The sequence below is a fragment of the Gammaproteobacteria bacterium genome, from assembly GCA_011682695.1.
Lineage (GTDB): Bacteria > Actinomycetota > Acidimicrobiia > Spongiisociales > UBA4744 > BMS3Bbin01.
The window spans coordinates 18,928-43,783 of the sequence record JAACED010000010.1; the positions used below are offsets into that span (position 1 = coordinate 18,928).

Genomic DNA, 24,856 nt, shown 5'->3' on the forward strand with positions numbered 1-24,856 from the left:
CCTCCGGTTACATGGCCTCATAGATCGCCTGGAGCTCCGAGTAGAAATCCAACGCGACCACACCTTGCTCCCGCCACCCATACCCACTGGCCTTCATTCCCCCGAAGGGCGCATGAAGCTCGACACCGGAGGTAGGACGATTCACAACCACGACGCCGGCCTCGATCTCTGCTTCGAATCTCGCTGCCGAGGCGAGACTCGCGGTGTGGATGGCGGCCGACAAACCGAACGGCGTTGCGTTGGCACTGGCGATCGCATGGTCGAGATCGCGCACGGGCTCCAGCACGAGGACCGGACCGAACACCTCGTCGCAGCCGAGGTCGACGTCGGCAGGCACACGGCTCACGATGGTCGGCACGACAACGTCGCCATCGCCCTCCGGATCCCCCCATATGAGTTCTGCCCCGGCTTCGACCGCCTCGCGGATCGACGCCCGCACGGCATCGGCGGCCCGCCGGCTGATGAGAGGCCCGACGACGGTGGCGCGATCGAGGGGATCTCCGGGCACCATCCTCTCGGCGGCCGCCGTCAACAGTGCTTGAACGTCGTCGTACACGGAGTCTTGGATCAGCGCCCTTCGGGTAGCGGTGCATTTCTGTCCGGCGTAGCCGAACGCCCCACCGGCCACCGCGGCAGCCGCTGCCTCGAGGTCGGCATCGGCAAGAACGATCGCCGGGTTCCGACCCCCCAGCTCTGTTTGTATGCGGATGCCTCGCTCGGCACACGCCACTCGTATCGCTCGACCCACCTCGACAGAGCCCGTAAAGCTCACTCCGCGAATATGCGGATCCCCCACCAGAGCATCCGCAACGACGGAGCCCCTGCCCGTGACGAGCGCAACCAGTCCGTCGGGAATCGGCGCTTTCTCAACGCATTCCATCAGTGCAGCCGCCACTCCGGCACCGGCAGTGGCCGGCTTGAGTACCACACCGTTTCCGGCCGCGAGAGCAGGTGCCATCTTCCAGGCCGGAATCGCCAGCGGGAAATTCCATGGCGTTATGAGACCCACCACGCCCAGGGGGCGCCGCCGAGTGAACACTCGCATCGACGGGACCGGGCCCTGGAGAACCTCGCCGATACCGACGCGAAGCATGCTCGAGTAGAAGCGGAAGATGGCGACGGTCCGAGCCACCTCCCCCTCAGCTTCGACGATCGGCTTGCCAACCTCCCGTGCCAGAAGCACAGCAAGGTCATCTCGACGCTCGAGCTCATCCGCGATAGAACGAAGCGCCAACTCCCTTTCCGCCAACGGGAGAGCGACCCATTCTCTCTGTGCCGGCATCGCGATCTCGCAGGCCAGGGCGACATCCTCCCAGGAAGCCTCCCGCACCGCCGCGAGAGGCTCGCCGGTCCAAGGCTCGGTGCGCTCTATGAGAGGGCCACCTTCGGAGGACCAATCGTGGATGCGACTGTTGATAACGGCGGCTCGTGTCACTCTTCGCTCCTATCTGGCTGGTTTGGACGGTTCCTGCTCATTTCTTCGCATTCCCACCGGTCGACGTCCCGCCGAGTGGTGCATGTAGTGAGGTGCCTCTCGGCGACTCCCCTTCATCTCGGGCGGTGGAAATTCGCGAATCTGTGTGGTGGGGACCTCCTTGATCGGTCGGATCAGCTCATGTCGATTCCGATACGAAGACCTTCTCGTGCCGACTCGTAGGCGGATTCGATGACCTGTACGATCCGACGGCCGTCGGCGCCGGTCACCGGAGGCTCCGTCCCGTTCACCACCGCTGCACAGAAACCGTCTACCGACGCCTTGACCGATCCGGCCCAGTCGTCGGCCGAGTCGTACTCCGTCCAGGTCCCGTTGCGCCATGCCCGGAGCGCCGGGCCGGCTGCAAAGCCCTCGAAGAGAGCCTCACATCCGGTCACACGGGCGATCGCCTCGGTACCAACCACCTCGATCTGATCGTCGAACAGGCCAACCGGACCGCCATAGGTCGCATCGATCGTGCCGATCGCACCCGTGGCGAACTCGAACAGGATCGAGTACACATCCTCGCTCCCCGGTCGGTCCATCACTGCGGTGACGGCGGTGATCGGCCCTCCCAGCGCGTCGAGTACATAGACACGGTGGACCCCGGCGTCCATGAGGAGGCCACCGCCGGCCTGAGCCGGGTCCGATCGCCATCCACCGTACTTGCCCCCGATCGCAAGCCTTGCCCGAATCGTCCGCAGGTCGCCGAGGTCGCCACGCTCCAGCATCCCGGCGAGCATGCGGTGAGGCTCGTAGAACAACTGGTTGTGTGACACGCCGACCCTGCGGCCCGCCTCCGCTGCGCCGGCCAGGATCTGGTCACACTCGGCCACGGACATCGCCATCGGCTTCTCGAGCAGCACGTGCCGCCCGGCCGCCAGCGCCTGCAACGCGTAGGACGCATGGAGGTGGTGTGGCAGGCAGATGTCGACGACCTCGACGTCATCGTCGGCGAGCAACTCGTCGAGCGACGCGGCTACCCGCTCGTCGCCCCGAGACCGTTCCACCAGGTCTGCATCGAGATCACAGATCGCCACCGGTCCGACTTGTGCCGATTCCCGCAGTCCGGCGAGATGGACCTGACCGATCTCCCCGAGACCGACCAGGCCGACGCCCACCATCAGGCGACCTCCGGGACAAGAGCGCGTACCTGGTCCATCGCGAGACGTGCTGCCGCGATGGGGTCGTTCCCGAGTATCTGATCGAGGTACCGATAAGCCTCGAACTCGACCGAGAGGGGGCCTGTGTACGCGACGTCGTCGAGCGCCGCGAAGAACTCCGGCCACGGCACCTTGCCCTCACCGAGCAGACAGAAGAGGAAGTCCTCTCCCTCCACGCCCGGTACTCCGAAGGCATCTTTGAGGTGGACATGGACGATTCGATCGCCTACGTCACGCACGAACCCGGGGATGTCGTCATCCTCCATCACGAAGTGGCTCGGATCGAAGTTGACCATGCAGGGCACCTCGGCAAGCACCCTGTGCATGGTGGCCGCATCGTGGGCCAACGTGCCCCAGCAGGGCTCCAAGGCGACGTTGACGCCAAGAAGCTCGGCATGAGCGCACGCGGCCTCCAGGGCCCGCAGCGAATCCGCCCACGCGGCTTCGTCGTGGCGCTCCACGGCACCGTCCTCCCACAGGTTTGGGCCAGTGAGCACGTTGACCGTCGGAACGCCGCGCCGCGCGGCCACGTCGATCGCGGACTTCGTGCGCTCGAGTCCGCCGACAGGGTCGGTGACCAGATCCTGCTGGCACGCGATAGCGCACGCCGGTTCGATGAAGTCGTCGATGTGCGCCATGGTCCACTCGATGCTGTCGTAGCCCGCTCCGGTGATCGCCGCAGCGACCTCGCCGGCCGGCATCGCGGCAAATCCGATCTCGGCGAGGAACGCGATGGGGCGTCTCACGGCAGCGCCCCCACGTCGGTGAGAGCCGCTTCGAAGCGATCGACCATCTCCATGAGCTCGTCCCGGGTCGAGTTGACTGCCGGCTTGAGCTTGATCGTGTTACCGAGATCGCCGAACACCGGGCCGGTGCGCCCAACCATCAGACTTCGTTCGAGAGAAGCATGGACGACCTCCGCAGCCTTCTCGAAGGCAGGCTCACGGGTGACCGCGTCCTCAACCAACTCGATACCGATCATGAGGCCCTGTCCCCGCACATCACCGATGAAGCCGGAGCGTTCCTGCAAGTCGCGAAGACGGTCGACGATCATCGCCCCCATCTCCTGCGAGTGCGCCGGCAGGTCTTCCTCCTCCATCACCTCGATCATGGCGATGGCCGCAGCGCACGACACGGGATGACCGGACATCGTGAAGCCGTACTCCCAGGCTGCGAGGTTGGCGTACTCGGGCGTCGCCAGCGTCGCGGACACCGGGAACCCACCGCCGACGGCCTTGCCGAGCACGATCATGTCGGGCTCAATGTCGTAGTTCTCGCTCGCAAACATCGGGCCGCATCGGCAGAACGCTCCCTGCACCTCGTCCACGATCAGCGGAACCTCTCGATCCTTGCAGATCTCTGCGACGCGCTCCATGTACCCGTCCGGCGCGGGGATCATGCCGCCGTTCGCCTGAAACGTCTCGACGATCACGCCGGCCGGCTTGTGCGTGTGCGCCCGCTCCAGCGACCAGTCGATCAACTCGGCGCACGCCAGCCCGCAGGTCTCCCGCTCGAGGTTGAGAGGACACCGATAGCAGTAGTACTGCGGCACCCTGATCTGACGTTTCAGATAGCTGTCCAACCCCTTGTTGGAGCCTTCGTACATGCCCGGATACACGTAGCTCAACGGGATCGTGCCGAAGGTCCTGCCGTGAAACGCCCCGTCGAGGCACACGAAGTCGGTGCCTTCGGTCGTCCGCATCGCCATGTGCATGGCTCCCTCGACGGCTTCACCTCCCGACAGCGCGTACAGCGTCTTCGAGAGGTCGCCCGGCGCCAGTGCCGCCAGCTTCTCGGCAAGCCGTGTCCGCGCCTCGGACTCCCACACCGGCGTCGTGTACTCCGTGTTCCCGATCTGCTCCAGCACCGCCTCCCGAATCTTCGGGTGGTTGTATCCGAGGTTGACGACCCATTCACCGGAAATGGCATCGAGGTACTCTCTCCCGTCTGCGGCGGTGACCCACACACCCTGTGCCCTGGCGATACCGATCGGCTCGTCGCCCATGCTCTTGAGTACGTAACGCTGAGAGACCTCGCGGAGTTCTTCGTAGGATCCGTAGAACCGCAGCAGCGATTCCTCACCCATCACTCTCACCTCCGAGGTACGCGGGCTTCGGGAGATCCCAGTGCCCGACGTTGATGTTCTCCGTGTCGGCGGGATCCCGGCTGAGACGGAAGTCGATGAGGTACGGACCCCCGCTCGATTGGGCCCGCCCGAGCGCTGCGTTCACCTGGCCCACCTCCGTGACCGTCTCGGCCTCGCACCCCATGGCCCTGGCGACGCCGGCGAAGTCGATCGGGTTCGACGACCCGTCAGCCTTGACGAAGTCCACGGCCACCGGTCGTTCCTCACCGAACATGCCTCGCTGGAAGTCACGGATCGACACCCAGCCGGCGTTGTTCAGGCAGGCAATCACGACGGGTACGCCCAGCTCGGCCGCAAGGTGCAGCTCTTGCACGGTCTGCAGCAGGTCGCCGTCACCGGCAAGAGCGATGACGGGGTGCTCGGGCTTCCCGAGCTTGGTCCCGATCGACGCCGGGAGCGTGTACCCCATCGTCGAGTAGCCACCGGGCGACAACCACGGCTCGAACACCGGGAACTCTTGAAAGGCTTGGATCTGCGGATGTCCGGCAGATGCGATCGCGATCGTCTCGCGCGGCATGGCATCCCGGATCATGGCGAGGACCCGGCTCATCGACAGGGTGTCCTCACGCCACCGGGCCCGGACCATCTTCCACCACTCCTCGGTCCGGCCATGTACCTCGGCGACATAGTCTCTGCGGTCCAGCCGCCCGCCCGTCAGGCTCTGGACCGCATCCAGCAGGTCGGCGAGACCGGTCTTCGCATCGCACACGATCCCGACCGCGACCGGGTAGTTCTTCCCGATCTCGTAGGGATCGATGTCCAGGTGGACGAGTTTCGTCGGCGGTATGTTGAATGACTTGCCCGGGACGTACGACGAGGCCGTCTGCTCCGCGAAGCGCGTGCCGACCGCGAGAATGACGTCCGCGGAGGCGGTGAGCGCGTTGCCGCACGACGTACCGCACGCACCCGTGTGCTGGGCACACAACGCGTGATCCTCCGGGAGGATGCCCTTGGACATCATCGTCGTCACGACCGGTGCCTGCAGAAACTCGGCGAGCGCCCGCAGCTCTGCCGCAGCATCGGCGCGCACACACCCTCCCCCGGCAAGGATCACCGGCCGCTCCGAAGAGATGAGCAACCGGGCCGCCCGTTCGACCTCGTGGGGATCTGGCCGCGCTCTGCCGACAGGGCGCCGCTCTGCCGGCAGCAAGGCCCGGGCCTCGACGGCCTCCGACTGGACGTCCATGGGCATCTCGACATGTACCGGACCCGGTCGACCGGTGAGCGCTTCGTTGAAGGCCCTGGCGATGATCGACGGAACCCGGTCGCCGCGATGGGCCACGAAGCTGCGCTTCACCACGGGGCGCATCAGGTTCGAGAAGTCCGCGTCGGCGTGCCGCTCGATCTCCTGCAGCACACCGGTGCCGTCCATGTAGGTCTGCGGGCCACCGGTAACCGCCACCACCGGAATCGAATCGACGAACGAGGTCGCCAAGCCGACGATGGTGTTCACCGAGCCGGGTCCGATCGAAGTGACCGTGGCAAGTGGAGCGCCGCTCGCTCGGCAGTAGGCGTCGGCAATGTGGGCAGCCGACTGCTCGTGCCTGGACTTCACCAGAGTGATGTCGCGCTGCCGGTCCTTCAGTGCGTCGAAGATGCTCATGTTCCCGTGTCCGGGGATGCCGCACACGTACGGCACTCCCTCTGCGATGAGATAATCGGCGAGAATCTCGCCGCCCGTCTTCGGCATTTTGGTGTCCTCCTTCAGATGGCGTTCACATCACCGTCGATGGCCTGCCTTGCGCGTTGTCACCTCCCCGCAGCCGCCGCAACCCGGCCCGCAAACGTCGCGGCAGAGCCGGGATCCAACTCCCAATCGATCACGATCTCCGTACGGACGCCGGCGAGAAGATTGGCATCGATCGCAATCGCCCCCGGGTGAACGAGGACATCGATGCCCTCGAACGGCGCATCGCTCTCTGGGTCCGGTGTGAGGATCGTCCCTGCGTAGTACTGACTCACCAGAGCCCTTACCCGCTCCACTCCACGCGGAGTCGGAGCAGCCACCGCTGCGACGGCCGACGCCGGGATCGTGGCCAACTGACGCAGCACCGACCGTGACGGAATGAAGTTCAGGTCGACGACCCGGTTGAGGTCGTACGACAACTCGGCGAGATCGGCCAGATGGAATACAGGAGTCGCCACGACATCGATCTCGTCCTCCCATCCAGGCTTCAAGTCATCGAAGAGCATCGGCCTCAGGGCGACACCCGTAGTGTTCTCGACGAGCGGAGTCATGTGGTCGAGGTCGTATCGGTTGCACTCGACGAAAGCCACTGCGCCAACACCCCTCCCACCCACCGCGAGCGCCGACTCGAACAGCTCCTGGATGCGTGCCGGGCCGAGGCCCGCGCGCCGAGCGGTGAGGACTGCGTCGCGCACAACGCGCTCCACTTCGTCATGGCCGAGTTCGGGGGCTGCACCGGCGTTCACCAGGAAGGCCCCGCGTCGCGGTTCGGTCCGCACCAGGCCGTGGCGCGACAGGCGCCGGATGGCGCGATTCACCGTACTCGGATTCGATCCGAACTCTTCGGCGAGCACCCGGCACGACGGCAGCTTGGCGCCGACCTCGATCGTCCCTGCACCGATTCGTTCCAGTAGGGCGACATAGACCTCGTCGACACCCGCCACTCGAATGTTCATGCCACCCTCCCCATCAATAGCGTGACGGGCTCGGGAAGATCCACGACGCGAACCCCCTGCAAACCCGCCAACTCGAGCATGGACCGCAGCGTCGCAAGCGGATATGCGGCGCCACCGGTCTCGATACGCATCATCACATCAAACAAGGGACCGAATGCACCGGGTCCTGCATCACCCGCGAAGTCGTTCACGACGACGGTGCCCCCCGAACGTACCGCCGAGCACACCCTGCGGAGCAGATCGACCCCTTCGGCCTCGGACAGATCGTGAACCATGTGTGAGACCAGGGCAGCGTCGACGCTGTCGGCATCGACTCCACATGATGGGGCCGTCATCACGTCGACTCCAATCAGCTCGATGGATGCGTTCGGGAACATGTCGAGACGACGTTCCAGCGCTTCGGTCACCGGCGGCAGGTCCACCAGCACGACGGTTGAGCCCGCCTCGGCAAGGCGCAGCGCGTAGTAACCGAAGCCGCCGCCGACGTCGAGGACCCGTCGGCCGGGCGCGAGCTCAGGAAGCTCCCACGGTCTGGGACCCGTGTGCTCGGCGAGAACATTCAGCGCCTCGAGGAACATATGGGCGGTCGCCGGATCGGAGGCGAGGCGGTTCCGCCACGGTTCGAGCACCGGCCGGCCCGTTCGCACCACGTCGTCGAGTGACAGCCAGGCCCTGGCAAAGTACTCCTCCTTCTCGATCACCAGAGCGAGATCCCGACCACCTGCAAGGTGGGCGGTGACGAAGGGGGTAGCGGCGAAGCGGTTCCCGTCCTCAACGACGAGACCGATCCCGGCGAGGGACCGCAGCAACGCCCCCAGGGCTGCAGGGTCTGCTCCAATCGCCGCTCCCAGGTCGGCAACGTCACGCGGCTCGGCGGTCAGATTGTCGAACACGCCGAGGCGCCGTGCCGCCATGACCACCATTGCGGGCTGGTATCCCGCAAGTAGGTCGAGGAACCCGAAGACATCGGTAGTCTCGCTCACGCCCTTCTCCTCATTGATCGATATAGGCCGAACGCGTTCCAGAGTCCCTTGATCTCGCGCCGCCACCTGCCCATGCGATGTGGACGCGATCCCAAATCGGCAAGCAGGGCCTGTGCTGCGTTGCGGCCTGGCAGCCCCGACACGCCCCCGCCAGGAAAGGTCCCGGCCCCGGTCAAGTAGAGCCATGGTAGCTCCGTCCGGTACCCGCGAGCCCCCGGTGGACGCCAGCCGAACAACTGGTCGAGCGTGAGATCCAGATGGTTCGGGTTGCCTCCCGGCGCACCGATACGTCGCTCCCAGCCGGCCGGGCCGAGGACTCTCCGGTCGACCGTAATGGGCCGGAGATCGATGCCGCTGATCCGTGCGAACCCCTCGAGGACGTCGTCCGCGGCCTGCTCCTCGGCCGCAGCATCCCAGGAACGATCGCGCAACCGAGCCGGAACGAAGGCCGAGAGCCACACTGTTCCCCCTCCATCGGGTGCCGCGGTCGGGTCGAGCACCGACGGAGCGGCCCACATCATCGCTGGACTGGCGGGCATGCGACCGGCGACGATATCCCCAAAGGAGGTGCGCAGCGAGTCGGGCCGCTCCTGAAGCAGCCACAAGGCGGCGTCTGCATCCCCGCCAACGACCGTCGCCGGGGTCGACAACGCGAGATCTATCTTGAGCTCACCGATATTGAGGGCGCCCGACTGCACGGCTTTGGCGGCCAACCGTATGGCGGGAGGCGGCTCGGCCAGCAGGTGTGCCGTGCGACGGATGTCGAGCGACGACATCACACGACGGGCCGCCACGGACTCCCCGCCCTCGAGCTGTATCACGGCGCCCTCCACGGCGGGATTGATGCGGAGCACTCTCGCATTGGTCCGCAGGGTGCCGCCCGACGCTTCGAGCGATGAGACGACAGCGTCGATGAAGGCACCCGCCCCTCCCCTCGGGCGATGACTCCTGCTGCCGTGGGAGCCGGGCAACATCAGGGCGAACAGCCCGGTTCCAGGGAGCCACGGCGGCAGCTGGCCGTGCGCCCCGTACATCGCGATGGCACTGGCGAGGCGCTGGTCGTGGATGCGTCGCCCGATGACCGACTCGGCCGACGAAACGAGCAACCGGGCGAGATCGACGCCGATCGAGAGCGACTCTGCGAGCCTGATGACCTCGCCGAAGCTGGGCACGCCGGGGAGAGCATCGAACGCGTCGGTGGCCCGACCTGCCAGATCGGCGAACGACCGGTAGGCCTCGCGGTCGGACTGCCCGATCCCGGCCCACCCGTCGATGGTTGCCTCGAGGTCGGAATGGAACAGCAGGCGGGCACCATCGCCGAACCCGGCGCCGACAAGGATCTCACGATCGAGCAGGTGCAGCCCGTGGTCGGTGAGACGGAGGTCGGCGACGACGTCGTCGATCATCGTCAGGTCCACGGCCCCTCGCTCGAGTCGGTACCCGCTGTCGAGCGTTTCCGTCCAGATACACCCACCGGCGCCGTCGTTGGCCTCGAGAACCTCTACGTCGAGTCCGCCGGCCGCCAGGTAGGCGGCACATACGAGGCCGTTGTGGCCTCCACCGACGATGGCTACATCTCGCACAACCTGGACATCCCCTCCGCCACGAGCCCAGACTCCCTCACCAGGGTCTCGGCGAGGGGACGGCATCGAGCGATCTGCTCCGCTTCATCGACGGTCGTCGGCACTCCTGCTGCGAGGAGCCGTCTCCCGTCCACCCATACGTCGGATACGGAGCGCGGGCTGATGCAGTAGGCGATCTGCTGGTACGGATCGTGGATGTTGGCCAGCTCCGCCGTCCCGCCAAGAAGCACGACGTCGGCCCGCTTGCCTGGTTCCAGACTGCCGATGCGGTCGGCGACGCCAAGCGCCTCGGCTCCACCGATCGTCGCCATTCGCAGCACTTCAGACGCTGTCAGCGACGCAGGGTCGAGCCGATGGACCTTCTGGAGCAGCGCCGCCATCTTCATGACCTCGAGCATGTTCTGGGAGTCGTTCGATGCCGCGCCGTCGGTGCCGAGCCCGAGTCGCAGGCCTGCAGCCCGAAGCCTGGGCACGCAGCTCACTCCCGATCCGAGGATCATGTTGGCGATCGGGTTGTGAGCGCCTGCGGTGCGGTGGGCGACGAGCAGCTCGACATCGCCCTCGGAGAGCCAGATGAGGTGGGCGGCAATGACCTCGAGATCGAGCAGACCGATGGCCGCCGCCTGCTCGACACTGTTCCTGCCCCAACGCGACCGCGCCTCGACGACCTCCTCGCGGACCTCGGCGAGATGAGTATGTACCGGCCAGCTCCGCTCGGACGCCGTGCCGATGGCGGCCTCGAGCAGCATGTCGGTCGATCCCAGCATCGTCCCGACACCCATCCGGAATTCGAGCAGCTCGGCCCCTGCAGTCGCTTCTTCGAGCGCCAGGTGCTCTTCCATGGCCTCTTCCACCGTGAACCGGCGACCCCCAAAGACCTCGAAGGCGTCCTCCGCGCCGAAGGCAACCATGCCGCGAAGCCCCACCTCCGTCAGGCCCTCCACGACCCCGAGGCTGGCGAACGAGCCCGCGTGGTAGTGGTGAAACATGTCGTTGACGCAGGTGACCCCGGAGTGGAGCAACTCGGCCGCCTTCAGGAGACTGCCCTCCCTGGCCATCTCCCGGGTGAGTACCGTCCCCGCCGGAGTGACCACCCGGGTCCCCCACTCGAACAGCGTCAGGTCCGATCCCATCCCCGGGATCAGTGCCTCGGAGAGATGCGTGTGAGCGTTCACGAGGCCCGGGATGACGACCCCGGTGCCATCGCCGACAACCGTGATGGCGGGATGCGCCCTTCGCAGGTCTGCATAGGAGCCGACGGCTGCGATCGTGCCGTCGGCGATCAACACGGCGCCGTCGCGGACCTCCCCAACGGTGGCGGAGGTGAGCACCCAGGCCCCGCGGACGAGCACTTCCTCGCGGGTAGGCAGGCTCATGTGACACCCTCGAGTTCGGTGAGTGACTCGTCGAGGGCATCGAGCAGCTCATCCAGCTCATCGGTTGTGACAATGAGCGGTGGGGCCACACGGATCGTTCCATCTGCATTGAGCATGGAGCCCACGATCACCCCGCGCCGCTCCATCGCCTGGACAACCGGCATCGCCAGGTCGTCGGGAGCGACGTCGAACGCCCACCACAGGCCGAGTCCGCGCGCCGCCACCAGGGTCTCATGGCGATCCATCAGCCGGGCAAAACCTGCACTGAGGTACTCACCCATCTCGACAGCCCGCTCGACCAGGCCGTCGCGTTCGATGATATCGAAGGCGGCGGTCGCCGCCGCACACGACACCGGGTTGCCGCCGAACGTGGTCAGGTGTGACAAGGGCGGGTCGAGGAACGTGGCAAAGATCTCGGCGGTGGAGATGAAGGCGCCCAGCGGCAGCCCTCCGCCCACGGCCTTGGCGACGGTGATCACGTCGGGGGTGACCCCCCACTCCTGGCAGGTGTACCAGTGACCGGACCTGCCCATGGCCCCCTGGACATCATCGGCAATGAGCAGCGCCCCGCGCTCGGTGCACACCTCCCTGAGACCGGGGAGGAAATCGTCCGACGGGATTCGAACACCGGCCTCGCCCTGTACGGGCTCCACGATCACGCCTGCGGTGTCGTCCCCGATGGCTGCCGCCGCTGCGTCGAGATCGCCGAACGGCACGAAGGTGACCTTTTCGAGGAGCGGCTGGAAGGGCGCCCGGTAGCGCTCGCGCCAACTCACCGACAACGACCCGTAGGTGCGGCCGTGAAAGGACCCCTCGAAGGCCACGTACCCGGGACGACCCGTGTACTTGCGCGCCAGTTTGAGAGCGCCCTCGTTGGCCTCGGTGCCGGTGCTTGTGAGGAATGCGATGTCGAGTTCTCCAGGGGCGACCCTGGTGAGGCGCTCGGCGATATCGACCTGGGGCGGCAGCACGAAGCGTCCGAAGACGTTGACGTGTGCGAACCGCCGCATCTGGTGCTCGACGGCGGCGACGACCTCCGGGTGGGAGTGACCGACGTTGGACACGGCGATGCCCGAGATCATGTCGAGGTAGGAGACTCCGTCGGCGGCGGTGATTCGGCACCCGGAAGCGCTCGTGATGACCATCTCCTTACGTCCGGGAACCGTCTGGGACAAGTGGGCAAGGAAGCCGTCCTTGTATCGTTCGGCGACTTCCGCCGGCATGGGGTTGGTCATTGAGCACCTTCCATCTGACGAGCCTTGTGGTACCAGGGGATCGTGATCCGTTCGATGAGGACGATGAGGCTGAAGAAACCCACTCCGAGGACCGACAGGGCGAAGATGATGGCGAACACCTCATCGGTGTTGACCGCGCGATTCTTCAGCAGCAGCAGGTAGCCGAGCCCGCCTTTCGCGCCGACCCACTCTCCGAACACTGCGCCCAGCACGCTGAACGCCGCGGCGACTTTCATCCCGGTGAAGATATGCGGCAATGCCACGGGGATGCGAACCTCTCTGAAGATGCGGGCGCGGCTCGACCCGAACGTCCGCATGAGTCGTACCATCTCCGGATCGACCGCCTTCAATCCGTCGACCGTGCTGACAGCGATGGGGAAAAAGGCGATCAGCACCACCACCAGCACCTTCGGCAGCATGGAGAAGCCGAACCAGATCACCAGTACCGCCGCGACGGCCGGAATCGGGATGGTCTGGCTGACGATGAGCCATGGGTAGACCGCAGAACGCACGACCTTCGAGTATGCGAGCAGGATGCCGATGCTGATGCCGACCACTGCGCCGAGCGCGAAGCCCAACACCATTTCGAGGGTCGTGATCCGCGCGTTGCTCAGCAGGCTGCCCGGGTTCTTGAACAAGGCGACCGCGATCTCGCTCGGCGCCGGGTAGATGCGGGGGTCGGCATTCGTGACGATAGTGAGCAGCTCCCACCCCAGGATCACGAGCAGGCCGAAGACGACGGGAGGCAGGGTCTTCTTGAGCCAGCTAGGCATCTGGGATCATCTCCTTGCTGCTCATGTCCTGTGCGTCGGGGTGCAGGTAACGGATGGCTTGCACTTTCAGGGCCGCGAACTCGGGAGACAGCACCGTTTCATACGGGCGGGGGCGCGGCAAATCGATCTCGAGGGTGAGCACGACCCTCGCAGGGCGCTCCGACAGAACGTAGACCCGATCGGACAACCGAATGGCCTCGTCCACGTCGTGAGTGATGAACAGGATGGATGCTTCCGACTCCTGCCAGATGTCGAGCAGCCACGACTGCATCTGCAGCCGGGTGAGACTGTCGAGGGCCCCGAACGGCTCGTCTAGCAGCAATACGTCGTCACCGGCGAGGAAGGTCCGAGCGAGTGCCGCCCGCTGCCGCATTCCGCCAGAGATCTCACTGGCATAGCAATGACCGAATCCACCAAGCCCGAACCGCTCCAGGATCTCCTCGGCTCTGGCACGCGCCTCCCGGCGCGGCGTCCCCTTTACCATGAGGCCGAGTGCCACGTTGTCGGTGATGCGCTTCCAGGGCATCAGCAAATCCTTCTGCTGCATGTATCCGCATGTGCCGAGCCGCTCCGGCGACCCATCGACCAGCGCCACACCCTCACTCGGTTCGAAAAGCCCCGAGACGATGTTGAACAGCGTGGACTTGCCGCAGCCGCTGGGACCGAGAAGGCTGACGAAGTGATGTCGGCCGACATGGACGTTGATACCGTCAAGGACTTCGACGCGGCCAGAACCCTTCCCGAAACCCTTCGAGATGTTCCTGACGCTGATCCGTTCTTTCATGGGGCCCTTTCCATGGCGGGTGGCCGGGGAGAACACGATACGTTCTCCCCGGCCAACACCATCGTTCAGGGGAGGAACTCGGTGGTGATCAGGTTCTCCGGCATGGACTCGAGCACGCCGACTTCCACTGCCCAGGTTAGGTAGTCGGCGATCGCCTCGTCGGAGATCTCGCCGAACTTGCCATTCGGTCCGAGGAAGTACGGCTTGACGTTGTTGAACTCCGCGTTTGCGAACTCGACGTCGATGCCGTCCGCATTGGCGGACAGGTCGGCAATGGCCTTGTCCTGATTGTTCAACGCGAAGTCATAGCCGCGCGCCAGCGCGTCGGAGAAGGCGGCCAGGACCTCCGGTCGGTTCTTGATCGTGTCGCCGCTGGCAAAGAGCACCAGCTCCGGGTAGGGCGGTGCGCCGTACTCGTCGGGCCGGAACACGTAGGGCGTCTCGCCTTCGAGCTCCAATACAACCGCCTCGGCGCTCCAGAAGCCGATGGCCGCATCGACCGTTTGGCCGATGAGGTTGCCGACCGCGTCGAAGCCGATGGTGACAAACTCGACGCTGTTCACGTCGACACCAGAACTCGACAGGATCACCCGTGCGATCGCCTCGTCCGATGGCACACCGGTGACACCGATCGTAGCCCCGGTCAACTGGCTCGGGTCGGTGATGCCGATCGCGGCGGTCGACATCAAGGCCGCAAGCGGCACCTGCTCGAGGGCCATGAAGATCTGGATGTCCTCACCCTGAGCACGCAACGATGCAACGTCGGCGATCGGAGCGATGCCGATGGTGGCCTTCCCGGCCATCACCAGGCGCAGCGTGTCCGCGGACGATGTCGGCGGTTGAATGTCGAGGTTGATATTGGCGTCGTCGAAGTAGCCCTCGGCGAGCGCCGCGTAGATGCCGGTGTGGATACCACCGGGGACGAAGTCCAGGATCAGCGTCGCATCCGTCTTCTCGTCGAGTCCTCCCTTGTCGCCGCCACAGGCTGTGGCAACGAGCGAAATGGCCAGCACCAGCACCAGCAGCGTGGCCATCCGTCCTCGTTTCGCTCCACTCCTCATACCTTGCTCCTCTCTGCGTCGGTTCGCATGTCGTCGGTCGTCGGACTCATGTCTCTCCGTGCGGTCTTGGGAACCCTGAGTACCCGAAGGTTGCCTCCACCCAGGCCATCGCTCGCGGCAACTCAGCGCCGGTATGCCGAAGGCGGTTCCCCCAATCGGTCTCTCCTCTCTCGATCCCCTGGTCGAGAGCGACTCGCGCCCGTTCCTCGAGGAAATAGAGGCGGGTAAGCGCTTCGAGTGGTGTCGCCCCAACGGCCAAACAGCCGTTGGCCCGCAGGATCACGGCGAAGGCGTCCTTCAACGTCGCGGCTACCGCTGAGCCCTGAGCGAGGGTCGCGATGAGGTCGACGTCGGGATGGATGGCTACCCGCTCGCCAGCGAGTGCTCCCAGGCCGTGGAGAAGCGGCAGATCCTCTGTACCAACCCCCCACGAGACGACGGCGGGCGGATGTCCCCGGCAGATGGCTCCGACATCGGGGCGCTCCACGTACACGGCAGCGTGCATCGCGGTCTCGAGCGGTACGCCGTCGACCCCCGACGGTGGGTCCGACCGGTCGGGTACGATGATCACGTCGTCCGGACTGGCGCCGGCGAACGGAAGCGTGCTCGTGATGGCGAACCCGTCGCGCCATCTGGCCGACACGTGCCCGAAGGCCTCGGCGAGGCCGGCGCCGGCCATCATTCGGGCGGTCCGGGCAACGATCTCACGGACGGCACGCTCATCCATCTGCGCTACCCCCCAACGGGACACCAGGAGGACGCACCCCGCGAACGGCGATGAACCGGGTCCGAGTCAAATCTTCATACGTGTAGCCGATGCCCTCCCTGCCCGTGCCTGCGAGCCCAACACCTCCGAAGGGCACCACCGGAGGCCGATAGTTGTTCGTGCCGTTGACGACGACGCCACCAACCTCAAAACGCTGGGCGGCGGCGAGGGCCCGCTCCAGATCGCCGGAGAAGATCGCCGCGGTCAGGGCCAGCTGCGACGAGTTGACGATCTCGATCGATTCCTCGTCCGTGTCGAAGGGGATCGTGGTGACCACAGGTCCAAAAATCTCGTCGTCGACTGCCACGTCGGCTCCCGCGGGTACCGACCTGAGCAGCGCCGGCGGGTACCACGCATCACGCGCCGACATCTCGCCGCGAACCAGGGTCGCTCCCTGCGAAACGGCCTTGGAGACCTGGGCTGCAACCCGCGAGGCACTGCGGGCATCGATGAGCGGACCTACCTCGCTGGATTCGTCGGTGGGATCGCCGACGGTGATGGCGGCCAGCACCGCTTCCAGCCGTTCAACGACCTCTGTGACAACCGAGCGGTGCACGACGAGACGTTTAGTCGCGGCGCAGGCCTGGCCATTCATGAGCATTCTGCCCCTCAGCGTCTCGGACACGACGAGGTCCACATCGGCATCGTCGAATACGACGGCCGCTCCGTTCCCGCCCAGCTCGAGGTGGAGCGGTCGCAGCATGTGGGCGGTTGCCTGAGCGACAGCGACCCCGGCACCGACGCTTCCGGTGAGGGAGACGGCATCGACGCCCGGGGCCGCGCAGAGGGCGGCGCTGACCTCGCGACCACCGGGGAGAACCGTCAGCACGCCCTCCGGCAGTCCGGCATCGATGAGAGCCTGCACGGTGGCGATGGTCGCCAGTGGGTTTTGTGGAGGCGGTTTGACCACCACCGTGTTGCCGGCGGCGAGGGCTGCCCCCGCCTTCTCGATGGTGAGTTCTACCGGGAAATTGAAGGGAATCACGCACGCCACCACCCCGAGAGGCACCCGCTCGACCAGAGTCAGGTCACGCTCACCACCGGGCAGGGCTCCGGTGGGTGCCAGATAGCCGGCGTCGAAGCGCCCGATGTGAGCGTTCTCATCGAGCAGCGCCGCCGCCCCAAATATCTCCTTGCGGGCCTGGGTGATGACCTTGCCGCTCTCGCGAGCGTGGAGTAGTCCGAGTTCCTCGGCCCGGTTCTCGAGCAACGCCGCCGCCCGGGACAAAACGGCCGCCCGGTCGTACGGAGCGGCCCGTCGCCAGTCGTCGAGCGACCGTCGGGCGGCGGCAACGGCATGCGTGATGTCATCGAGAGTGGCCTCACGTATCGAACCGACGACCGTGCCATCGGCAGGGGCGTAGATGGCACGCTCGGCACCTGAGGTAATCAGCATGGAAACGACCCTCGCTCACCTCGCCTGGAATTCGAACAACCATCCATGCGCCCTGCCTATCGTGTCTCTGACAGAGACACAGCCTACAGGACGCGCCCAACAAATGCACGGCCCAGGCGGCGGTCCCACGCCGAAGGGTCACATTGTGGCTCCCAACGGACATTCCCGACAGGAACACTCGACAGTTGGGTCACCATCGTCACCGCCGGGGCCTCCAACCTCGGACGTGCCGACCGCCTGGGGGTCGCCGGCCTGATCCAGGTCAACGGTGGCTCTCGCCTTCCGTGAGCACGATTCGAAGGGAGAATCAGCCCAGTCCGGCGGCCCGAAGGATCCTGCGGGCGATTGGGCGGGAGCGCTCCACCACCTCGACCGGATCGACGTGTACGATCCGGCCGCCTTCGACGGAGCGGGTGCCGGCAACCCAGACCTCCTTAACCTCCGTAGGCCCGGCACAGTAGACGATCGCGCCAAACGGATCGTGGATGTTGGCCAGTGCCGCGGCTTCTCCGTCGAAGACCACCAGATCGGCGGCCTTTCCCGGAATGAGCGAGCCGAGTTCGTGATCGAGGCCGAGCGAGCGAGCGCCGTCGATCGTGGCCATCGCGAAGGCCTCGCCTGCCGAGAACGCTGTCGCCTGCAGCCGATCGACCCGCTGCAGCAGCACAGTCGTCTTGATCGCCTCGAGCATGTCCTGTCGGTCGTTGCTGGCGGGACCGTCGACCCCGATGCCCACCGCGATGCCGAGGGCACGCAGCTCCGGCACCGGGCAGACTCCCGATGCCAGGATCATGTTGGACACCGGGTTGTGGGCCACGCCCACGCCGTGCTCGGCCAGGAGTTCGTGATCGTCGGCATCCACCCATACGCAATGGGCTGCGACGGTCGGCGCGGCGAACAGCCCCAAGCGTGCACAGCGGCCGATGGGTGTGACGCCATACCGTGCACGGATCGCGGTCACCTCCTCCCTGACCTCCTGGAGATGGATGTGTACGCCGTCGTGCCCACCCGAAACGGCAAGCTCGACGCTCCCCGCGAACAACGCCTCGGACTGAGCGCCGAGGGCGGCGATCCCCACCCTGAACCGCGACAGTCGGCTCGCCGCGGCGGCTTCGGCGAGCGCGGCGTGCTCTTCGAGGATGACCGGTATGCTCGTGCCTCTGACGTCGCCCGCCCCGAACGACACGACACCGCGCAGCCCCAGGTCGTCGAGCGCACGCACCACACCGGGCGTGACCGGACGATCCTGCCGCGGATCGCATACGAACATGTCGTTGGCCACCGTGATCCCGCTTCGCAGCATCTGCATCCCACCGATCAGCGTGCCGACGTAGGCCGCCTCGTCGTCGAGATGTGGGGCCACGGGCCCGATCAAGGCGTCGATCCACTCCCAGAGCGTGTACCGCTTGGCGATTCCGGTGATGAGTGCCTCCGAGAAGTGACCGTGGGTGTTGACGAACCCCGGTGTGACCACATCGTTCGGCCCGCCGGCAACGCCGTCCTCGGGGAACCGTGCTCGGAGATCCTTCCAGGTCCCGACTGCATCGATGCGATCACCCAGGATCCTGACCGCGCCGTCGGTAATCACCGCCGGCTCGGCTGCGGTCAGCACGTAACGGGCGCGGACCAGCGTTGCGTTCATCATGTCTTCATCCACGGTCTACCGAGTGCCGCGGGAGGCTTGCCGCTGCGCGCGGCGACGGCGTAGGCGACCAGCGTCAGCACGAATGGGATCATCAGGGACACCTGGAACGGGATGGAAGCGATGCCGAGTGCTTGCACCCGCACAGCGATGGCATCGGCCGCCCCGAAGAACAGCGCAACACCGATCGCCCACATGGGCCGCCATCTCGTGACGATGACGAGAGCAAGGGCGATGAAGCCCTTCCCTCCTGTCATGTTCTCGATGAAGGTGAACAGCTGTGCAAGCGAGATCGCCCCGCCCCCGAGCCCGGCAAGGGCCCCACACAGAAGCAGTGCCCCCCACCGGGTCCGGGCGACCGACACACCGACGCTGTCGAGCGCATCCGGATCCTCGCCGGACGCGCGCCAACGGAGGCCGGGCCTCGATCGAAACAGCACAAGGCTGAGGGTGACCGCAATCGCCACGGCAAGATAAAAGAACGGCGACTGCTGGAACAGGACCTCGCCGAAGAAGGGGATGTTGGACAGGCCGGGGATGTTGATCGGCTCGAAGTGGGGCACCTCCATCTGCCGGGTCGTATCGAACATCAATCGTGACAGATAGGTGGTGAGTCCGAGAGCCCCGAGGTTGAGGGCGAGCCCGCTCACGATCTGATCACCCGACCATCGGATGACCACCAGGCCATGGAGTGCCGCCACCGCCATTCCACCCAGTGCGGCGGCCAGAGCTCCGAGCCACGGGCTGCCGGTCACTTCCGCACCTACGACACCGGTGAAGGCACCCATGAGCATCATTCCCTCGAGGCCGATGTTGAGGATGCCGACGCGCTCCGAGATCACCTCTCCGGTACCGGCGAAGATGATCGGCACCGCCAGGCGCACGGCACTGGCGAAAAAGGCGGTGGAGACGAAGAGATCGACGATGACATCCACGGTCACTCCTCCCCACCGCCGGCGAGCAATTCGCCGACGCTTCTGCGCTGCCTCATCCACAGAGCCAGCCGCTCTGATCTGGCGATGACGAGCAGGAGGATGATGATCGCCTGGGCGATCAGGCTGGTGGCAGCCGGAACCTGGGCGATCCGCTCCATGGAGGACGCGCCGGCGCGCAGGCCTCCGAACAGGAGAGCCGCTGCAACCACACCACCGGATCGCGCGTTTCCGACCAGTGCCACGGCGATGGCGGTGAACCCGTACCCGGGCGAGAAGAAGTCGCTGAGTCGGTGTTGCGTTCCGGCGAGTTCCACGACGCCGGCGAGACCCGAGAGGCCACCGGCGATCACCATCGCCAGGACGGTGAGACGGCGCACCGACATTCCCGAGTACTCGGCGACATCCGGGTTGTCCCCCAACGTCCGGAGTTGCAGCCCGAAGCGGGATCGCTCGAGGAGCACGTACACCCCAACGGCGAAAACACCCGCGAGCACGATGCCGAACGGGATCGACAACGGTCCGATCTCGAGGACCGGGAGGCGGAACTGGACCCCGATTGCCTTCGACCAGGGGTACCCGCCGCCTGCCCGGTCGCGCAGTGGCCCGTGGATGGCCCATCCGGCGAGCAGGATGCCGATCTCGTTGAGAAGGATCGTGGTGATGACCTCGTTCATGCCCAGGCGCGATTTCATCCACCCTGCGGACCCGCCCCACACCACACCGGCAGCCACCCCCACGACGAGGATCATCATGACCGCGAAGAACGGAATGCCGATCGGGACTGCCTGTGAAATCACGATGGCGGCGAGGGCCGCGACGTACAGCTGGCCCTCTCCCCCGATGTTGAAGAGACCTGCCCTGAGGCCAACGGCTACACCGAGGCCGATGAACATGAGGGGAATGGACTGACGAAGGGTCTCCTCGAATGCCCGCGCGTCCCCTGCGGCCCCCTTGGCAAGCGCGGGCAGTGCCTCGCTCAGGTCGACGCCGCTCACCGCGAGGAACGCGATGGAGAGGCCGACGCCGAGGGCGACGACCGCAATGCTGATCACTCGCTCGGAAGCAAGGAGGCTCGCGACGGTGAAGCGGCGCGTGGTCATGACTGATCCAACTTCTCGCCGCTCATGAGCAGGCCGATGCGCTCGGCGGCCCCGTCACCCGGAAGTACCTCGCCCGCTATCCGGCCCGACGACATCACCAGGATCCGGTCCGCCACCGACAGAATCTCGTCGAGATCATATGACACGAACAGCACTCCCCCTCCCCGACCTCGGACGGCGAGGAGTTGCTCGAGCACGAACCTGGCCGCTGAGATGTCGAGGCCCCGGCACGGGTTCATGGCAATGACCAGCTCGGGCTGATCGCCGAGTTCGCGGGCCAGGACGGCCTTCTGCTGATTGCCTCCCGACAGCTCGCCGGCCAACTGGTCCGGTCCGGCGGCCCGCACGTCGAAACGCTCGAGGAGTGCGGCACACATACGATGTGCCTTCTGGCGATCGATCAAGCCTTGATGCACCAGGCCGCGCTGGCGCCAGCGCCCCAGGTGCAGGTTCTCCCAGAGCGCGAGGCCGCGAGCCAAACCGTGACGATGTCGATCCTCGGGAATGCGTGCGATGGATGCCGACAACCCGTGATGCCAGCATCTCGAACCGTCGTCGAACCAGATCTCTCCCTTGTCGGCCTCACGGATCCCACAGATCACCTCGATGAGCTCCCGCTGGCCGTTGCCGTCCACGCCTGCGATACCCACGATCTCGCCGGCCCGCACCTTGAGTCCGACGTCCTGCACGGAACGACGCTCACCGGAGATGTGCAGACCTTCGATCCTCAGCAGCGGCCTCCCCACAGTCGTAGGAGGTGGGTCGAAGCCCGTCTCGATCCGCCGTCCCACCATGTGGATAACCAGCTCCTGGCGATCGGTGGCGGCGGTGTCAAGAGTCGCAACTTCATGTCCGTTCCGCAGAACCGTCACCCGATCACTCACCGCAAAAACCTCGTCCAGCTTGTGTGTGATGAAGATGACGCTCAGCCCCAAGGCCCGGTATTCCCGGAGGGCATCAAAGAGGACATCGCGCTCCAATGGCGTCAGCGTCGCAGTAGGCTCGTCGAGGACCAGCAGCGTCACGTCCTGGGCCAGTACTCGCAGCAGGCTTACCCACTGCCGCTGACCCACGGAGAGACCGGCGACGATCGCGTCCGGATCTACGTTCCCACCGAACCGACGCTCGACCTCCTTGACTGTGCCCCGCACGGAGTCCATGTCGAGCCGGAACCGCCCACCCAAGGCGAGCGCGAAGTTCTCGGCGACGGTGAGCGCCGGGACGAGCCGATCGTGCTGATGAACCATGCCGATGCCCAATGCAGCGGCCGCCTGCGGTGAAGCGATCTCGACGCGCCCACCGCGCCAGAAGATCTCACCGGAATTCGGACGGGTGATCCCGTCGAGAACGCTCATCAACGTGGTCTTGCCCGCTCCGTTCTCGCCGAGGAGTGCGTGGATCTCCCCGGGTCGGACCGACAACGACGCACCACTCAGAGCGACGGTCGTCGCATACCGCTTCCTGATCTCTTTCAGCCGGAGCAGGTCGGTGCCGCCGGAGGGTATCGCACCCTCCGGCGGCTCCACAGCCCGCTGTGCGTCAAGACCGCTCAGCTCTGCGGCTCCGGGATGAACGGCACCTGGAGGGTGCCCGACAGGATCTCTGCGGTCACGTCGGAGACCTTCGCCTCGATCTGGGCGGCCAAGGCGTCGTCGACGACCCTGATCGGCGCCAGGCCGAGTACCGGAGAGTCCAGCTCAAAGAAGCGCTGCTCACCGGAGAAGTTGCCCTTCACGATGTCTCCTACCGCCTCGACAATGAGTGCGCGCTGATCGACGATCTGAGAAGTGACGACCGCCTCCGGTGCCACGTCGTACTGATCGCCACCCCAGCCGATAGCGTAGACGCCCTCTTCCCGCGCTGCCTGGATGACCCCGATGCCGGCGGCGTCGGCGATCTGATACAGCACGTCGACACCACCCGAGATCATCGCCCGGGCGGTCTCCTTGCCCTTCTCCACATCGTCGAAGGTCCCCAGATAGGTGATCGTCACAGCGATATCCGGGGTCACGGACTGGGCCCCGAGACGGAATGCTTCCATCTGCGCAACGATGACCGGGAACTCAAAGCCGGCGATCCCGCCGATCTGACCGGTCTTGGTCACCATCGCCGCAACGATGCCCGCCAGGTAGGCGGCCTCGTGCGACGCCGGCTGCAGGCCCTGCATGTTGGGACCGGACAGGTTGGGGTTGTTGGTCACCAGGAAGATCGTGTCCGGGAACTGTGGAGCAACCTCCGCGGCCACGTCACCGAACTCGAAACCCTGCCCGATCACGATGTCGTATCCGGCCGAGGCGTAGTCCTCGAAAGCCTTCACGAACTCCGGTACCGGGGTCATCTCCGTGTAGGCGGTCTCGATTCCGAACTCTTCCTCGAGCTGTGCCAGAGCCTCGAACGCCAGCTGGTTGAAGCCCTTGTCATTCGCCGAGCCCGGCAGGACCAGAGCCACCTTGAGCGGCTCCACCGCCGCCTCGGTCGTCGTGGTTTCCTGGGTGCCGGCGGACGACTGTGCAGTGGTGGTCGGCTGCGCCGTGGTGGTCGGCTGCGCAGCAGTGGTCGTCGCCGCGTCGCCCCCACCACAGGCTGCGGCCACCAGGGCCATCGCCACCAGTAATCCGAGCAAGTGTATCCATCGTCGTGTCATGAGTTGGCTTCCTCTCGTGCGATCGGCCACCGATCGGCGGCACACCTATATCAGGATCAGGCCATGGGTGGCCCGTCTTTCTCCTCACTCCTCTTCATCAGCACCTCCGCCCCTCCGGCGGGTGGGCCTCAGCCGTCACCTCCCTTCCAACCAGGCCGTCAGGTGATCCAGCGCCTCCGGCAACCCCAGCGGGGTGTCGTTGCCGTCACCCCGCGCGTATACCGCGCGGACCGCACCCGGTGTGGCCGACCTGCCCTCGCGGGCGAGCCGCTTCGCCAGCACCGCCTTGGCCTGGTCGAGTTGCTCCGCCGTCGGCATGATCGTGACGGCGCCCGGCAACTGATCGAGCACACCGCGCAGCGCCACCGGCCCTTCCGGCCCACTGCGTGTCAGTGGAAGCCCTTCGGCCTTCCTCAGCGCCGCATCGGCCAGAAACGAGCGGTGTGTGAGCCCGGGTGACACCCATGCGCCGATGGCGGCGTAGCGGGCGCCCACCCGCCGCAATGTGGCAGCGATGATGTCGACGAGTCGGTTGTGCATCTCCACGTAGGCGGCGCGCTCGTTCGGACCCCATCGCCACTTCCCGTTTCCGAGATCGACGGCCGTGCAGTCGTTCCGCTCCGGCGACACCGATGTGCCTCGCGCTTCGAACAAACCCGGGTCGTCGTAGCTGGTCGCCGGACTCTGCTCGCCACGCCACTCGTAGATGTAGGGATAGGGCACCATCGCCAGGGGCTCGGACATGACAATGCGGTCGAGCACCGTGTCCCCCTTGCGCAACGGTCCGATGTGCAGCAGCGCAGGATCCTCATCCGGGTCGAGTACATCGCGCAATGGAAGTGGCACTGCAAAACCGCCCTCTGGCTCCCACCCCGCAGCCAGCAGCGCCCCGTTGATGGCACGGTGCTCCCGGCTGGTGTTGTACGGCTTGTACTTGGTGCACGGCACGATGAGCGCCAGCCGGCGGCCGCCTACCTGCGGCGGCTCCCACTCGTGCACGAGGAATTGAAGCCACGCCTTCACCCTTGGGTGCTCGAGCGCGTCCAGGTTCGCCTGGGGAGAGTAGATGCACAAAGTGGGATCGAGTTCGAACGGAGAACGGATCTTCCGCCGTGAATCCGCGAGGCGATCGGCCGGGAGGACACTCATTGG

21 protein-coding genes are annotated in these 24,856 nt (G+C 65.9%); all 21 read right to left on the bottom strand.

The annotated features are described in order from the left end of the window. Nucleotides 1-7: 7 nt before the first annotated feature. Entirely contained in the window at nucleotides 8-1,435 is a 1,428-nt protein-coding gene (locus GWP04_02985) for an aldehyde dehydrogenase family protein (GenBank protein NIA24515.1), read from the bottom strand. Between the two features lie 173 nt (nucleotides 1,436-1,608). Continuing rightward, complete coding sequence (locus tag GWP04_02990) at nucleotides 1,609-2,598, bottom strand: Gfo/Idh/MocA family oxidoreductase (GenBank protein NIA24516.1); 990 nt, start codon at nucleotides 2,596-2,598, stop codon at nucleotides 1,609-1,611. Continuing rightward, nucleotides 2,598-3,383 carry a TIM barrel protein gene (locus tag GWP04_02995; protein ID NIA24517.1) on the bottom strand — a complete coding sequence of 262 codons (786 nt, stop codon included), beginning with the start codon at nucleotides 3,381-3,383 and terminating at the stop codon, nucleotides 2,598-2,600. The genes GWP04_02990 and GWP04_02995 overlap by 1 nt, the downstream gene beginning before the upstream one ends. Beyond that, complete coding sequence (locus tag GWP04_03000) at nucleotides 3,380-4,723, bottom strand: aminotransferase class III-fold pyridoxal phosphate-dependent enzyme (protein ID NIA24518.1); 1,344 nt, start codon at nucleotides 4,721-4,723, stop codon at nucleotides 3,380-3,382. Before GWP04_03000 ends, GWP04_02995 begins: the two co-directional genes overlap by 4 nt. Continuing rightward, entirely contained in the window at nucleotides 4,716-6,473 is a 1,758-nt protein-coding gene (locus GWP04_03005) for a thiamine pyrophosphate-binding protein (protein NIA24519.1), read from the bottom strand. The genes GWP04_03000 and GWP04_03005 overlap by 8 nt, the downstream gene beginning before the upstream one ends. Nucleotides 6,474-6,532: 59 nt before the next feature. Further along, complete coding sequence (locus GWP04_03010; protein NIA24520.1) at nucleotides 6,533-7,426, bottom strand: GntR family transcriptional regulator; 894 nt, start codon at nucleotides 7,424-7,426, stop codon at nucleotides 6,533-6,535. Further along, entirely contained in the window at nucleotides 7,423-8,409 is a 987-nt protein-coding gene (locus GWP04_03015; protein ID NIA24521.1) for a methyltransferase domain-containing protein, read from the bottom strand. Before GWP04_03015 ends, GWP04_03010 begins: the two co-directional genes overlap by 4 nt. Further along, nucleotides 8,406-9,992 (bottom strand): NAD(P)-binding protein, encoded by a 1,587-nt coding sequence (locus tag GWP04_03020; protein ID NIA24522.1) that lies wholly within the window; start codon nucleotides 9,990-9,992, stop codon nucleotides 8,406-8,408. Before GWP04_03020 ends, GWP04_03015 begins: the two co-directional genes overlap by 4 nt. Then, nucleotides 9,980-11,368 carry an amidohydrolase family protein gene (locus GWP04_03025; GenBank protein ID NIA24523.1) on the bottom strand — a complete coding sequence of 463 codons (1,389 nt, stop codon included), beginning with the start codon at nucleotides 11,366-11,368 and terminating at the stop codon, nucleotides 9,980-9,982. Before GWP04_03025 ends, GWP04_03020 begins: the two co-directional genes overlap by 13 nt. Next, nucleotides 11,365-12,603: an aminotransferase class III-fold pyridoxal phosphate-dependent enzyme gene (locus GWP04_03030; protein ID NIA24524.1), complete on the bottom strand. Its 1,239-nt coding sequence runs from the start codon at nucleotides 12,601-12,603 to the stop codon at nucleotides 11,365-11,367. The genes GWP04_03025 and GWP04_03030 overlap by 4 nt, the downstream gene beginning before the upstream one ends. Further along, a complete protein-coding gene (locus GWP04_03035) occupies nucleotides 12,600-13,376 on the bottom strand; it encodes an ABC transporter permease subunit (protein NIA24525.1) in 777 nt (258 codons plus the stop codon). The genes GWP04_03030 and GWP04_03035 overlap by 4 nt, the downstream gene beginning before the upstream one ends. Next, the gene (locus tag GWP04_03040; GenBank protein ID NIA24526.1) at nucleotides 13,369-14,160 is read right to left on the bottom strand and encodes an ATP-binding cassette domain-containing protein; all 792 of its coding nucleotides are present in this window, start codon (nucleotides 14,158-14,160) and stop codon (nucleotides 13,369-13,371) included. The genes GWP04_03035 and GWP04_03040 overlap by 8 nt, the downstream gene beginning before the upstream one ends. A gap of 65 nt (nucleotides 14,161-14,225) precedes the next feature. Beyond that, nucleotides 14,226-15,221 carry an ABC transporter substrate-binding protein gene (locus tag GWP04_03045; protein NIA24527.1) on the bottom strand — a complete coding sequence of 332 codons (996 nt, stop codon included), beginning with the start codon at nucleotides 15,219-15,221 and terminating at the stop codon, nucleotides 14,226-14,228. A gap of 46 nt (nucleotides 15,222-15,267) precedes the next feature. After that, a complete protein-coding gene (locus GWP04_03050; protein NIA24528.1) occupies nucleotides 15,268-15,948 on the bottom strand; it encodes a hypothetical protein in 681 nt (226 codons plus the stop codon). Beyond that, on the bottom strand, nucleotides 15,941-17,383 hold the full coding sequence (locus GWP04_03055) for an aldehyde dehydrogenase family protein (GenBank protein NIA24529.1): 1,443 nt from the start codon (nucleotides 17,381-17,383) through the stop codon (nucleotides 15,941-15,943). The genes GWP04_03050 and GWP04_03055 overlap by 8 nt, the downstream gene beginning before the upstream one ends. A 307-nt stretch (nucleotides 17,384-17,690) precedes the next feature. Continuing rightward, nucleotides 17,691-19,025, bottom strand: coding sequence for an amidohydrolase family protein (locus GWP04_03060; GenBank protein NIA24530.1), 1,335 nt, complete (start codon nucleotides 19,023-19,025; stop codon nucleotides 17,691-17,693). After that, nucleotides 19,025-19,960 carry an ABC transporter permease gene (locus GWP04_03065; protein ID NIA24531.1) on the bottom strand — a complete coding sequence of 312 codons (936 nt, stop codon included), beginning with the start codon at nucleotides 19,958-19,960 and terminating at the stop codon, nucleotides 19,025-19,027. The genes GWP04_03060 and GWP04_03065 overlap by 1 nt, the downstream gene beginning before the upstream one ends. A gap of 2 nt (nucleotides 19,961-19,962) precedes the next feature. Then, entirely contained in the window at nucleotides 19,963-21,060 is a 1,098-nt protein-coding gene (locus GWP04_03070; protein NIA24532.1) for an ABC transporter permease, read from the bottom strand. Beyond that, complete coding sequence (locus GWP04_03075) at nucleotides 21,057-22,586, bottom strand: ATP-binding cassette domain-containing protein (protein ID NIA24533.1); 1,530 nt, start codon at nucleotides 22,584-22,586, stop codon at nucleotides 21,057-21,059. Before GWP04_03075 ends, GWP04_03070 begins: the two co-directional genes overlap by 4 nt. Nucleotides 22,587-22,609: 23 nt before the next feature. Continuing rightward, nucleotides 22,610-23,704 (bottom strand): BMP family ABC transporter substrate-binding protein, encoded by a 1,095-nt coding sequence (locus GWP04_03080; protein ID NIA24534.1) that lies wholly within the window; start codon nucleotides 23,702-23,704, stop codon nucleotides 22,610-22,612. 135 nt (nucleotides 23,705-23,839) lie between these two features. After that, the gene (locus GWP04_03085) at nucleotides 23,840-24,853 is read right to left on the bottom strand and encodes a hypothetical protein (GenBank protein ID NIA24535.1); all 1,014 of its coding nucleotides are present in this window, start codon (nucleotides 24,851-24,853) and stop codon (nucleotides 23,840-23,842) included. Between the last annotated feature and the right edge of the window lie 3 nt (nucleotides 24,854-24,856).